Genomic DNA, 12023 nt, shown 5'->3' with positions numbered 1-12023 from the left:
CTCTCGGCGCCGTCCGCGTCCCTCAGGACGGCACTGACGCCGTCGTCGTCCTGCGCGAAGGAGACCAGCTCGGTGCCGAACCGCAGGTCGGCGCCGAGTTTTTCGGCCCGCGCCCGCAGCAGGCTCCTCGACCAGCGCGGCCACGGGCTCGACCTGGTCGGCGTGGAGCGCCAGCAGAGCGAGCACCTGCCGCGCCTTCGGTGCCGTGGGAGTGATGGAGACCCGGCCTTCCCTCCCCCCGAGAGCGCCCAGTACCTGAATGTCCACGCCCATCCCCCTGTCATCGCCGCCTCTTCAGCGGCTCTCGCCTGAAAAGCGGGTAGGCCACCGGTTGAAACAATCCAGACGGTTTGTCAATATCAAACCATTTGGACTGTTTATTTTCCGGTGCTGGCTACGCTATCGGCCCACAGCTCCTCTTTATCCGCTTTACGGGGGCGCGGGGGCGATGCCGGGACGGAAAACCAGGGATGCCGGGCTGTTTTCAGCAGGGGCGGGGACACCCGTCCTGCTCCCCGGTGCCGGTCGGGGCCACGCGCCGGGGCGCCTGCCGGGCCTCCGGCGCGGACAGCAGCACGCTGCGCACCTGGTCCACCCTCAACGCGCAGCACCAGGTCTCGTCCGAAGCGGCCAGCACCCGCAGCCCGGCGGTGGCCGCGACGACGCTCGCGGCCACCGCGCACCAGGAGACCCCCTCGGCCAGCCCCCCTTCCCGCTCGGCCTGTCGGAGCACCTCGCCGACCCGGGCCTGCCAGCGCCGGGAGAAGGCGCGGCCCGATTTGCGCGTGACATCAGCGTCCATCTGGAACCCGGCCCGCACGACCGCGTCGCCCGCGATGCGGGCCATCAGGGCGCGCACCACGTCGGCCGGCAGCTCCAGCCGCGTCAGGCCCTGGCCGCCGCTGCGCGGCGTCGATGAGGTGCTCCACCGCGCGGGCCGCCTCGTCCTCCACCGCGCGGGCCAGGGCGTCCTTGCTCCCGAAGTGGAAGTGCAGGGCCCCCTTTGCTCACGCCGGCGCGCTCACTGATCACCGGGAGGGACGCGGGCGCATACTCCTCGCCGGTGAAGGTCTCCGTCGCCGCCTGGATCAGCGCCCGGCGGGTCCGGGTGGCACGCTCCTGCCTGACCATCCGGTCCTCCCTCGGCCGGTCGGGGAGCCGGCCGTGTGACCGCCTGCTCGCCTCTTCGCGCCCCGGGTGCCGCGCGTTAGGGCACCCCCATAGCAAACCGCATAGATGGTTTGTATCTTGCCTTGGACGGTGCTCTGCCGGGGTGGACAGGGGGCGTGCAGGCTGCCCGCGCCGCGGGGTGTGCGCCGCCTTCCGTGCCGACGCCGGCGGGGGGGTCACTGGCCCGCGCCGGCCAGCGCCGGGGACTGCGCACGCACCTCGGCCATGACCCGGGCTCCCCGGTCGGGGGCCGTGTCGAGGCGGACCAGGACGGCCGGTGCGGTGATGGCGGGCAGCATGTGGTTGAACAGTGCCGACATGCGCATCTCCAGGTCCGCCCAGCCGGCCATGGCCTGGGAGACGTACTGCACGCCGATCCAGGCGCCCAGGAAGACCTGCGCGGTCTCCGCGGGCACCACGTGCGGGAGGACCTCGCCGCGCTCCTTGGCCTCGGCCAGGAAGGACGTGGTGACCTCGGCCCAGGCGGGCCACGCGCTGCCGACGACGTCGCGGCTGTGCAGATCGGCGGACAGCCGCACGCCCGCGAGCAGCATCGGCTCCTGCGGCAGGCGCCAGGCCAGGGTCATGCCCGCGTCCACCCACTCCTGCAGCTTCAGCCCCCTGGGCACGTGGTAGTCGTTGCCGGTCTGCGCCTGCAGCACCCCCTGGGCGAGGGCCACTTTGGAGCCGAAGTGGAAGTACAGGGCGCCTTTGGTGACCCCGGCGCGGTGGAGGATCTCGCCGATCGTGGCTGCCGCGTACCCCCTCTCCGCGAAGACCGCGGCGGCAGCCTCCAGAACAGCGCGCCGGGTCCGGACAGCTCGTTCCTGCTGCGCCATGGACCCTCCTCAAGCTTAAAATCAAACCAAACAGCTTGTACCTTACCGCATGCTGCCGGGAAAAGAAGCAGCGCGGTCCGTTTGGTGCGGGGGCACGGAGCGCGCGGTGGGCAAGAGGGGGGAGGGACAGCGGTGACCGGCTGCCCCTCCCCCTGTGGCGCGGCGAAGGCGCCGCCGCGGCCGGGTCACCAGGCGGTACGGCCTCCGTCCACGGCCAGGGTCGCGCCGGTGATGAAGGACGCCCGGTCGCTGCACAGCCATGCGGCCGCCTCGGCGACCTCCCCGGGATCGGCCGCGCGCCGCTGCGGCGCCGAACGCAGGTATGCGAACCCGATCGGGGTGCGGTAGTTGACCTGGTACCGGGCCCCGGCGATCAGCAGGGGGGCCAGGGCCTCTTTTTCGTCCTGGCCGCGGTCCATGGGCAGATCGTGGTTGTCGAGTTCCAGGCCCAGAACGGTCTCCTTGAGCCGGTCGGGCAGTTCCTTGCCCACCGCGCGCATGATCTGGCCGGCGCCGCCCGTGCCAAGGTGCAGCATCCCGAGGATCGCGACCGGGTCGACGGGCGTGGCGGCGGTGAAGGCCAGGCGCAGCCGGTAGGCGATCGCGGTGCCGGCCTCCGTGCCGACGCCCGGGCCGAGCAGCACGAGCTGGTCACTGTGCTGCCGGGCGCGGTAGCTCTTGCGCAACAGGTGGGCGCCGGTCGTCAGTTCGCGGTCGAGAACGACGGAGTCGGCGGACCGTTTCGCGTTACCGAGAGCGCCACGCGGTCGAGTGCGGGATCAACCGCCTCAAGAGGCACCGCGCCGTCGCCACCAGGTACGACCAGTTGGCGGTCCACTATGAGGCGACCGTCCTCGTTGCTGCCATCAACGAGTGGTTGTGACACATGCCCACTTCAGGCGCTGAACACGGGGTTGCGGCGGAGTTGTTGTGCGCACCACCGGAAGTGCCCGTCGCCGTCGCCCAGGCCGAAGAGGTCGTAGGTGGTGAGAGCGTATGCGGCCTGGTAGGTGGTGAGGGTCGCTGATGCATACCCGAGCTCACGAGCGAAGAGCCCGGTGAGTTCCGTGGCGTGTTCCTCGGCGTGCGGCCCGTACATGTCCCAGATGGCAGCGGTGACGGCGGCCTCGAAGGCGGGGTCTCCTGCGGTCGTGTAAAAGCCGAAGTCGAGCACGGCGACGGGCCGGCCGGCCGGGTCGATGTGAATGTTGGGCGGGACGAGGTCACCATGGATCGCTGTCACCGGGGCATCGGGCAGCGAGCGCAATGCCTTCTGCGTGCGTTCAACTCCTGCGTCGAAGTCCGACACGCAGGCGGCCAGGGCGGCACCGTGCCGGGCTGCGGCCCGGGCTACCAGGGCTGCGAGTGCGTTGCGGAAGCAGTCGTGATCCCGCCACAGCGGACGGTCGTCACCCTGGACAGTCAACTGTCGCATGGCGTCGGTGCCGGGCACGGAGGCAAGACCACGCAGAACGGCAAGGAGTGCGTCGTTGTGCCGTGTGGGCAGCTCACGCTCATAGGCCGTGTGTGCCGAATCGACCCGCACCGAGTTTCCGGGCAGCTCACGCTCGTACGTCACCAGGACGCGGTCGTGGTCCTCGACGTCGAGGATCTCCGGGGTGGCGAACGGCAGCGGGTGCCGTGCAATGTCCGCGTATACCTGGCGGATCAGATCGAGATCGGCGGGCGGCCGCCCGCTCCACACCTTGGCGACCCGGCCGTCGCCCAGCCCGTATACGACGCCCTCGACACCAGCACCGATATGACGGACGCCTGTGTGCCCGCGGTCGGCGAAGTACGCAAGCCATGGGTCAGAGAGTGAGGCTTCCGCGTTCGGGATGTTCTCCATCCACGCAGTAGACCAGTAGACGCACCGACCTCACCGGGCGTTTTTCGTGCCGCGCCTCGCCGAAACCCGAGAGAGCGTGCTGGAATCCAGCAGACAGGCTTCCGAAAACACGCCCTCACGTCGCACAAGTCGGTGTCGGCTTCAAGATCAAAATTACCTCTACTGGACCAGAAGCGAGGTCGATCCGACCTCAGCTTGGCTCTGTCGGGGATCTTGGATTCTCCCGGTGCGGCAGCATGGTCAACGGGCATGCTCGGGTGGTTCCGCCGACCGATGCAGCTGTTGAGGTGCCCGTTGTCCCTGCGCCCCCGTTCCGGTGAGCAAGTCCCGCCGTTGACCGCGCAGGTCGCGCGGGCGAGCAACCCGGGTGGTACGACGGCGATATGGGTGCGTGACCGGCTGGACGGGCTGTGGTGCGACGAGGACTTTGCCGACTGGTACCCGCGGGACGGGCGGCCGGGTCTGTCGCCTGCTCAACTGGCCACCGTCTGTGTGCTGCAGTTCCTGCTCGGCCTGTCGGATCGGCAGGCGGCCGAGGCGGTCCGCTGCCGCATCGACTTCAAGTACGCGATGGCCATGGAGCTGGACGATCCCGGCTTCCATCACAGCGTGCTGGCAGACTTCCGCGACCGCCTCGCCGGGGACGGCCGGGCCGACCGTCTTCTCGACCTCGCGCTCGCGCGCCTGAAGGAGGCCGGTCTCGTCCGCGAGCGCACCACCCAGCGCACCGATTCCACCCACGTCCTGGCCGCGGTGCGCGACCTGACCCGCCTGGAGCTGATCACCGAGGCGGTCCGCGCCGCACTCGAAGAAGTCGCCGGCATCTCCCCTCACCTGCTCGACGAGCTGGTCGAAGAGGACTGGGGGCTCCGCTACGGTCGGCCGGTCCGCCTGGGCAAGAACCCCACCAAGCCCAAGACCAGATTCCTCGCCACCGGAAACGACGCCGTCCGGCTCCTGGAACACCTCTACCAGCACGGAACAGACCGCACGTCCGGCCCTCATGTCCAGGCCCTGCGCCAGATCACGGTGCAGAACTACCACCGTGACGCCGCAGGACACCTGCGCTGGCGCACCGCCGAAACGGAAAGCGGGCCCGGACTGCCGCCCTCGTCCCGGGCAATCGTCTCCCCCTACGACACCTCGGCACACAAGGTCACCGTCTCCGGGCCGCTGAAGAGCAACCCCACCCGCCAGCACCGCCAAAACGAGGGCTTCGCCCGGGACGACTTCCACATCGACTACGACCGCCGCCAGGTCACCTGCCCCCAGGGACAGGTCAGCCAGGGCTGGCACGGCCCCTACCCGACCTCCTCACCCACCGCGGCCCCGCTGATCGTGGCAAGGTTCACCAAGAGCCAGTGCCGCCCCTGCCCGGCCCGCACCCAGTGCACCAGCACCGCCGACAGCACCCGCACCGTGGGCTTTCCCCCGCGAGAGCTCCGCGACCTGCAACTCCGCGTCCGCACCGAGCAACAGACACCCGAGTGGAAGACACGCTATGCAGTCCGCTCCGGAGTGGAGGGCACAGTCAACGAGTTCGCCCACGGACACGGCATGCGACGCTGCCGCTACCGCGGACAGGGCAAGGCCCACATCCAGCACGTCCTGACGGCCATCGCCGTCAACATCGAGCGACTCAGCGGACTTCCACCAGCCGAAGAAGCCCAAACGCCCCGCCAACCGACTGCCTTCCAGAACTACCTCGACCAGCGCGAGATACCCCGGCCAAAGTCCTGGCGAACCCTGGGCAGTTGACCTCCTCGGCAACTCCAAGATCCCCGACAGAGTCAAGCTAGGCGAGTATGCGAGGGGGTAGAACGTCTGGAAACCACGAGAGGGGCGCGCCGAGTGGACGCCAGCGTTGCCGCGATACTCGGTGCAGCGATCGGTGCTGTGGGCGGCGTAGGCGGCGGACTGCTCACACTCAGCACGCAGCTTCGGAGTCTCGATGCTCAGCTTCGCGCAGAGGAGAAGCGTTGGCTCGCGGATCTGCGCCGCGAGACCTATACAGCGTTCGTCACCTGCGCGAAGCAACTTTCCAATGCCGTCTGGAAGGCTTCCGATCTGCTGCACGGCGAAGGCGGTGTCGAAGAATGGGAGAGCGCCCGCCGCAGCGTGCACGACGCCTGGGCCCAGTTCAGTGCTGCGTCGGCGGCGGTCACGATGGCTGGCCCGCACACTGTGGCGGCGGCCGCTGAGGATCTGCGCGAAGCTCTGAGGCGGTGGGAGCTGGTAACTGGCATCTGGATTCGAGCCGCGATCCAGCAGGGTATTGGGGATCTCCCGGAGCACGACCGGCAATTCATGGCGGGGTTCGAGGCCAAGAAGCCCCTGGAAGTCGCCTTCCAGATCGCCGCACGACGGGCATTGGGAACCAATACCTGAGCCGGCGTTCGTGATTCCGGGCACCAGCCGCTGGCGACGTACTCGTTGACCGCCAGATCCACGAACTGCGCACCTGCCATGGGACCGCGGTGCAGCCGTCGCCGCACAGCGCGCAAGCGCCGGGCTGGGGGCGGATGGCCGAGACCGGGCAACGCCTCGCTCGAGCGCTGGGGCAGGGACGATGAGGTCGGGCGCGGGCTGGGACGTCGGCCGGTTCAGTCCAGCAAGCTGCCGAGAATCCCCGCAATCGCGCCCGGCGCGCCGGCGCCGTAGGCGATCACCATGGACTGGCCGATCGCCACGTCCGTCGGGTCGGCCCAGCCGGCCCAGGTGAGCCTGGCGTCCAGACCCGGGACTGAACGGAAGGGGTTGTACGAGCGCCAGGTGCCACACGCCTCCGCGAGGAGTTCCCCGTTCCGGCGCAGCTGCGCCCTGCGCAGACCGGTGGGCATGAGTTCGTAGGCTCGGTCGCCCACCAGAGCGGTACGGGTCCGGGCTTTGCGGCGCGGGTACCAGCCGCCGCGGTCGGCGCTCCTGCAGGGGATCACCTGCTTGTTGATGCTCATGGCGCCGACATCGCGGTCGGGCAGGACCATGACGGGCGGCATCTGCGGCGACTGCACGGCCACGATCACGCCGGGCCAGTTGCTGTAGGTGATCCGTATCAAGCCCAGCGGGCTGTGCGCCGTACGGTGGTTCGACAGGTGCACCTTGCGGCGGCGGGTGAAGAAGGTCACCGCGGAAGGCTAGGCCAACGGCGGTGGGAGTCAGGCACGTGCCCGCACTTCGGTAGCGGCCTCGACGGATAGGCTTGGCGGTCATGGGCATGATCCGCAGGCTGCTGGGCGTAACGACCGACGACATCGAACGGCTGCGTGGGCGGCGTCTCGCCGAGCATGCAGCCCTCGTCTCGGCGTTCCTCGCACCCGGCGAAACCCTCGTCGGCACCGCCCAGGCCCACCTGGTCGCCGCGCCCACTCCCCCGGACCGGCTCGTCCCCCAGCTGCCGCCACCCGCACTCGCGCCGACAGAGCAGGACAGGACATCGGGCCTCGCCCGCGCCGCGGGCTGGGCGTACGTGGCCGCGCACCCTTTCCAGGCCGCGGGAGAGGTCCTCACGGACTCGCTCTCCGATGCCCTGTGGTACGTGCCCGACAAGGTCATCGACCACCTGGCCGTCGACCGGCGCGCCGACTGGTCGACCACGGCCGCGCGGCTGGTTCTGCTGACTCACGCGGTGCGGCAACTGGACGGCTACAGCAGCGGCTTCGTCGTAGCGGCGACGGACCGCAGGCTCCTGGTCCTGGGCGCTGCGTACAACGGTCGTGATCCGCTGTATCCCCTGCTCCAGTACGCCCCCGGTGAGATCGCGTCCGTGCGGATTGTCCCCACCGAGCGCAGTGCGAAGGGTCGGGAGGAGCCGCACGTTGCTCTGGTCTTCCACGACGGGTCGTCAGTCACCGCGGCACCGGACGCCATCGCGGGCACTCGTTTCGCCGAGTTGCTGTCGCGTCCGACGGGATGAGTGGGGGCGGGACGCACGGGTGGCTGAGCGACGCGGGCGGACGGCACCCCGGTTACGACACCGGCACGGCTGCGTCCAGTCCGGCTTTTCCACCCGGCAAGGCCAGCACGTCCGTTGGCCGCTGCTCTCTGTTGCCTGTTTGTGCGTACTCCGGCTTCCCACCTGGGGCGCGTATCGAGTCGTGATCACCAGAGACAACGGCTCGATCTGCGGCCGGAGCACGGCCGAGGAACAGTGTTGCCCTCGCCTGCGCTGATCACTAAGGTCGGTCGCGTGACTGCCGGGTCGGCCTTGGGCCATGCACGAGTGAGTTTCCCGGCCTCGGCGTGAGCCCGAGGCGGGCCAGAGGCCCGCCCCCTTCTCCGCGTCTTTGCTCCCGGCGCCCGCGTACGGCGCCTTTCCAACGGATCCCAAGACCGGAGACACACCACTGATGTCCTACGACCAGCCGTACCCACATGCCGGCATCCAGCTGAACCACACGGCTGTCTACGCGAGCGACGCCTACCTGTCCGCCGAGTTCATCGCCGCGATCCTGGGCCTGGAAGTCGGCGCACCGTTTGGGCCGTTCCTGCCCGTTGACCTCGGCAACGGCGTGACGCTCGACTACTGCGAGAAGAGGGATGAGGCGATCCAGTCGCAGCACTACGCATTCCTCGTGCCTGACGGGCAGTTCGACGCTGTGATCGCCCGTCTGGAGGTGGTCGGGGTCACCTACTACGCGGACCCTGGCCACACCGACCCCGGCCGGGTCAACGATCTGTTCGGTGGTCGCGGCGCCTACTTCGACGACCCGGACGGTCACAACATGGAGGTCATGACTCGGCCTTATGTCCGCCCATAGAGCTTGACAGGGTGTGATCAAAGGGCGCCTCGGGTGAGGTCTTTGATCCAGATCATCGAGGCGCGTAGGTGGAGCCGGCGGGGTAGCTGTCCGGGGTCTTGTCGTATCTGGTGGCGATGCCTCGCCAGGCCTTGAGCTTGTTGATCAGGCGCTCGACGGTGTTCCTCTCCTTGTTGAGCTCGGCGTCGTGGCCGACGGGCCGGCAGCCCCGGGAGCTCTTCTTCCGGTTGGCGGCCTGGTCCACCTTCTCCGGGATGACGGAGACTTGGAACCAACGTCGGGTCGCTGAGCGGGTGTTCGCCCATTTGCGCTGGTCCCGCCGCATGCGGATCCGCTGGGAGATCCGCGACGACATCCACGAAGCCTTCCTCACCCTGGGACGCCCGCTGATCTGCTGGAGAAGACTCCGCGCTGCGATGGGCCTTTGAGGTGGCGCTGCGGGAGTTCAGGGCTCAGTGGCCTCCTCCGCCAGATCCTTGATCGCGTTGAGGCGGTGCTCCCACTGAGCGGCGAGGGTGTCCATCCATCGCGTTGTCCGCCTCAGTGGTTGCAGGTCGGCTTCGTAGCGGACCTCGCGTCCGGCCCGGTGGGCGCGTACCAGTCCGGCGCGGTCGAGGACGGCCAGGTGTTTGGCCACCGCCTGGCGGGTGATGGGGAGGCTTGCCGCCAGGGATGTCGAGGTCGCGCCGCCTTCGCGGGCAAGGATGGTCAGGACCTCTCGGCGGATCGGGTCGGCCAGGGCCACCAGGACGTCCTCGGGAGTCTGTTCACCCTCGTCAGTGCGGGTCACGCCGCGGTCTGTTCGCAGTCCGCGCGCAGTTGGTCGAGCTTGCCGGGCCAGTTCTGGCTGTTGGCGCGGTGCCGGTCGGTGGCATCCTCGGTGGGCAGCCCGAGGTGCGCGAAGCCGCTTTCGACCATAGTGAGCCAGGTGCCTCCTGTGGAGTCGTCCTCGGTCAGGGTGAACTCGACCCGAGTGGCGTTGGAGTCGTCCGGTTCCTCGCCTGCGGCGCCTTGAGACCACCGCCAGGAAAGGAGGCGCGGAGGCTCGACTGTCTGGATACGAGCGGGAATGACGCCGTGGACGCCGTGGTCGAACACCAAGAGGCCATCGGGGCGTAGGTCGATCTTCACCGGCTCTCCATTGCCGAACCAGCGGCCGAGGAAAGCGGGCTCGCTCAGCACGGACCAGACCCGTTCTCTGGAGGCATTGATCAGGATGGCGCGTTCGATCGTGTTGGGGATCACTGCAACCTCGTCTCATCCGGATGCGCTACCCAACGGTTACACATCCAGGACTCCATGCGCAACCTACTGGTTGCACGTGGAGTAGGTGGCCGCTTGGGTCCCGCCAAGCTTCGAGCACCGTCTACGTACTCATTCCGATAGGAATTCCAAGGGCTGTCCCGTCTCAGGAGGGGGATGCGGAGCTCGAAGTCGGGCCGGTTGCCGAGTCCGGGGTGGTCGAAGTGGAGCTGGTGGCCTCGGATGTCCTTGGTGGCCAGCAGGTTGACCTCGACGGTGTAGCCGACGACATCCTCGAAGCGGCCCCCGGGCGTCGGCCGTGAATCGGAGAGCCGGAAGTGGAGGACGGTGCTGCTGCGCGGGTCCAGCGTGAGCGGGATGTCGGCGGAAACGGACGGGGAGTCCAGATCGTAGAGGTCTGGGGCAGGCGCAGCCACGAGACCGGCGCCGAGTGAGCGAAGCCTCCTCGGTGCGCCGTTCCTCCGCCTCCCACCCAACGCCGATCCAGAACTAAGCGGTACCTCGCGGGTCCTGACCAGGGGTTACGGGACAGCCCTTGGCTCACACCGGCAGTTGAGACCGTGCGGGAACAACCCGAGACAGTTGACCGTTCACCTATACGTGGCTTGCGGAGGGGACAGTGTCCCCGGGCCTCACCCACAGCCCATGGGGACGATCGTCCGGCTGAAGCCCCATGGAGCCCTCCGCCGAGAGGCGACCGCCTTCCGCACGTCACCGCACTACGGCCCCGGCTGGCCTCCCCCCGTCCAGCCGGGGCTTTTGCGCTGATGTGACAGCTCGCAGCCTTTTGCGACCAAGCTTTGCCCGTCGGTACTTGCGCCGATCCAGCATGACCCGAGCCCAGTCGGACGCCGGCCATTTCCGCACGGGCGGGGTCGGCGAGAGCATCGCCTAGTCAGGCCTTGTACGGACAGTCCACCGACCGGCCGTTGATCGGTGATCGGTGATCGGTGATCGTCGGCGACCGATGCCGCTGGAGAGGAGAGATACTCCACCGACTCTCGGATGCGCAAGGGAGGCAGTCGGCCGTCCGCCGACTCGGACGAGTGTGCCGGGCGAGATGCTCCGTGGCCGGTCCCTCCCCCGATGACCTCTCCCCGCGAAACTGGCTGAAGACAGCCACCGGCTCCCGCAGCCGCAGAGCCGCAGCCCGAGTGGGAACAGGAGCAGGAGCCGGATCAGTTCGGTGCCTCGGCTCGGCATTCGCGGCCGTGGGCTGACCGAGCCGGTCGCCGTTACGCCCCGGCCGTCTCGATGAACTCGCGTACGGCGGTGCCCGGGTTCCCCGAGCGGACCAGTGCCTCGCCGACCAGGACCACGTCGGCTCCCCAACCGCGGTACTCCGCGACGTCCTCCGGGCCCGTCACTCCCGATTCCGCGACCCTGACCGTCCCTTCGGGGATGCCTGTCACGAGGTCGGCGAACACCTTGCGGTCCACGTCCAGGGTCGTCAGATCCCGCGCGTTGATGCCGAGGAGCTCGGCCCCGGCGGCAACTGCACGCCGTACTTCCTCGGCCGTGTGCGCCTCCACGAGCGGCGTAAGACCCAACTCCCTGCACAGCCCCATCAGATCGGCCAGTTGGCTGTCCTCCAGCGACACGACCATGAGAAGCGCAAGGTCGGCGCCGTGGGCGCGGGCCTCCCACAGCTGGTAGGGGTCGACGATGAAGTCCTTGCGCAGCACCGGTACGTCGACCCGGGCGCGTACGGCGTCGAGATCGGCGAGAGAGCCGCCGAAACGCCTGCGCTCGGTCAGCACGCTGATCGCGGCGGCACCACCGGCCGCGTACTGGGCCGCGAGGGACGCAGGGTCGGGGATGTCTGCAAGCGCACCCTTGCTGGGGCTCTTCCGCTTCACCTCGGCGATGATGGACACCCCAGGCGCGCGGAAAGCGGGCAGCGGGTCCAGCGCGGGTGCCGCGTCCGCCACCCGGGAGCGCAGCTCCGCCAGCGGCGTCGCACGCTTACGCTCCTCCAGGTCTTCGCGAACTCCCGCGAGGATGCCATCAAGAACGCTCATCATTTTCTCCCTGTATCGAATCGTCTGCCGCTGTGGACGTCGTCCCCCGGCCGACGCGAGGTCGTGCGTCACCCACGTCCAAGTCGTGCTCAGAAGAAGGTCTCATTCGATCGATCATGGTGTG

At 68.8% G+C, this 12023-nt stretch carries 12 protein-coding genes and 3 pseudogenes; 4 read left to right on the top strand and 11 right to left on the bottom strand.

Features of this window, described 5'->3' with window-relative positions:
* From LJ657_RS13875 to LJ657_RS13855, 6 genes and pseudogenes are all read right to left on the bottom strand, one after another.
* Positions 1 to 86: hypothetical protein (locus LJ657_RS13875; RefSeq protein ID WP_232648886.1), on the bottom strand; the 86-nt coding region annotated here is incomplete at its 3' end.
* 37 nt (positions 87 to 123) lie between these two features.
* Positions 124 to 267, bottom strand: a pseudogene (locus LJ657_RS49490) (AfsR/SARP family transcriptional regulator); the annotation flags it as partial.
* Positions 268 to 484: 217 nt separating this feature from the next.
* The gene (locus tag LJ657_RS13870; protein ID WP_232648864.1) at positions 485 to 862 is read right to left on the bottom strand and encodes a hypothetical protein; all 378 of its coding nucleotides are present in this window, start codon (positions 860 to 862) and stop codon (positions 485 to 487) included.
* 484 nt (positions 863 to 1346) lie between these two features.
* Positions 1347 to 2009 (bottom strand): ScbR family autoregulator-binding transcription factor, encoded by a 663-nt coding sequence (locus LJ657_RS13865; RefSeq protein WP_232648863.1) that lies wholly within the window; start codon positions 2007 to 2009, stop codon positions 1347 to 1349.
* Between the two features lie 185 nt (positions 2010 to 2194).
* A pseudogene (locus LJ657_RS13860) lies at positions 2195 to 2320 on the bottom strand (SDR family oxidoreductase); the annotation flags it as partial.
* A gap of 584 nt (positions 2321 to 2904) precedes the next feature.
* The gene (locus LJ657_RS13855; RefSeq protein ID WP_232648862.1) at positions 2905 to 3858 is read right to left on the bottom strand and encodes an aminoglycoside phosphotransferase family protein; all 954 of its coding nucleotides are present in this window, start codon (positions 3856 to 3858) and stop codon (positions 2905 to 2907) included.
* A gap of 333 nt (positions 3859 to 4191) precedes the next feature.
* Between LJ657_RS13855 and LJ657_RS13850 the strand changes: the two genes are divergently transcribed.
* Entirely contained in the window at positions 4192 to 5616 is a 1425-nt protein-coding gene (locus tag LJ657_RS13850) for a transposase (RefSeq protein WP_232648861.1), read from the top strand.
* A gap of 93 nt (positions 5617 to 5709) precedes the next feature.
* The gene (locus LJ657_RS13845; protein ID WP_232648860.1) at positions 5710 to 6246 is read left to right on the top strand and encodes a hypothetical protein; all 537 of its coding nucleotides are present in this window, start codon (positions 5710 to 5712) and stop codon (positions 6244 to 6246) included.
* Positions 6247 to 6461: 215 nt separating this feature from the next.
* Here LJ657_RS13845 and LJ657_RS13840 read toward each other — a convergent pair whose 3' ends face one another.
* Complete coding sequence (locus LJ657_RS13840) at positions 6462 to 6983, bottom strand: hypothetical protein (protein WP_232648859.1); 522 nt, start codon at positions 6981 to 6983, stop codon at positions 6462 to 6464.
* A gap of 83 nt (positions 6984 to 7066) precedes the next feature.
* On the opposite strand from LJ657_RS13840, the gene LJ657_RS13835 reads away from it, so the two are divergent.
* On the top strand, positions 7067 to 7771 hold the full coding sequence (locus tag LJ657_RS13835; RefSeq protein WP_232648858.1) for a hypothetical protein: 705 nt from the start codon (positions 7067 to 7069) through the stop codon (positions 7769 to 7771).
* A 433-nt stretch (positions 7772 to 8204) separates the two neighbouring features.
* Positions 8205 to 8615 (top strand): VOC family protein, encoded by a 411-nt coding sequence (locus LJ657_RS13830; RefSeq protein ID WP_232648857.1) that lies wholly within the window; start codon positions 8205 to 8207, stop codon positions 8613 to 8615.
* 17 nt (positions 8616 to 8632) lie between these two features.
* Here the strand turns inward: LJ657_RS13830 and LJ657_RS13825 are convergent.
* From LJ657_RS13825 to trpC, 4 genes and pseudogenes are all read right to left on the bottom strand, one after another.
* Positions 8633 to 8877, bottom strand: a pseudogene (locus tag LJ657_RS13825) (IS5/IS1182 family transposase); the annotation flags it as partial.
* Positions 8878 to 9060: 183 nt separating this feature from the next.
* Positions 9061 to 9405, bottom strand: coding sequence for an ArsR/SmtB family transcription factor (locus LJ657_RS13815; protein WP_232648856.1), 345 nt, complete (start codon positions 9403 to 9405; stop codon positions 9061 to 9063).
* The gene (locus LJ657_RS13810) at positions 9402 to 9860 is read right to left on the bottom strand and encodes an SRPBCC domain-containing protein (protein WP_232648855.1); all 459 of its coding nucleotides are present in this window, start codon (positions 9858 to 9860) and stop codon (positions 9402 to 9404) included. The genes LJ657_RS13815 and LJ657_RS13810 overlap by 4 nt, the downstream gene beginning before the upstream one ends.
* A 1253-nt stretch (positions 9861 to 11113) precedes the next feature.
* Positions 11114 to 11899, bottom strand: coding sequence for an indole-3-glycerol phosphate synthase TrpC (gene trpC / locus LJ657_RS13805; RefSeq protein ID WP_232648854.1), 786 nt, complete (start codon positions 11897 to 11899; stop codon positions 11114 to 11116).
* Between the last annotated feature and the right edge of the window lie 124 nt (positions 11900 to 12023).

Origin of the sequence: Streptomyces guryensis (genome assembly GCF_021261325.1) — a bacterium.
Classification (GTDB): domain Bacteria; phylum Actinomycetota; class Actinomycetes; order Streptomycetales; family Streptomycetaceae; genus Streptomyces; species Streptomyces guryensis.
The sequence above is the reverse complement of the archived record's forward strand: the minus strand, read 5'-3'. Positions and strand labels throughout refer to the sequence as shown.

Excerpts from the sequence above, each read along its gene's own strand:
- LJ657_RS13865 (WP_232648863.1), bottom strand. The coding sequence starts at position 2,009 with ATGGCGCAGCAGGAACGAGCTGTCCGGACCCGGCGCGCTGTTCTGGAG.
- LJ657_RS13855 (WP_232648862.1), bottom strand. The coding sequence starts at position 3,858 with ATGGAGAACATCCCGAACGCGGAAGCCTCACTCTCTGACCCATGGCTT.
- LJ657_RS13835 (WP_232648858.1), top strand. The coding sequence starts at position 7,067 with ATGGGCATGATCCGCAGGCTGCTGGGCGTAACGACCGACGACATCGAA.
- LJ657_RS13830 (WP_232648857.1), top strand. The coding sequence starts at position 8,205 with ATGTCCTACGACCAGCCGTACCCACATGCCGGCATCCAGCTGAACCAC.
- trpC (WP_232648854.1), bottom strand. The coding sequence starts at position 11,899 with ATGAGCGTTCTTGATGGCATCCTCGCGGGAGTTCGCGAAGACCTGGAG.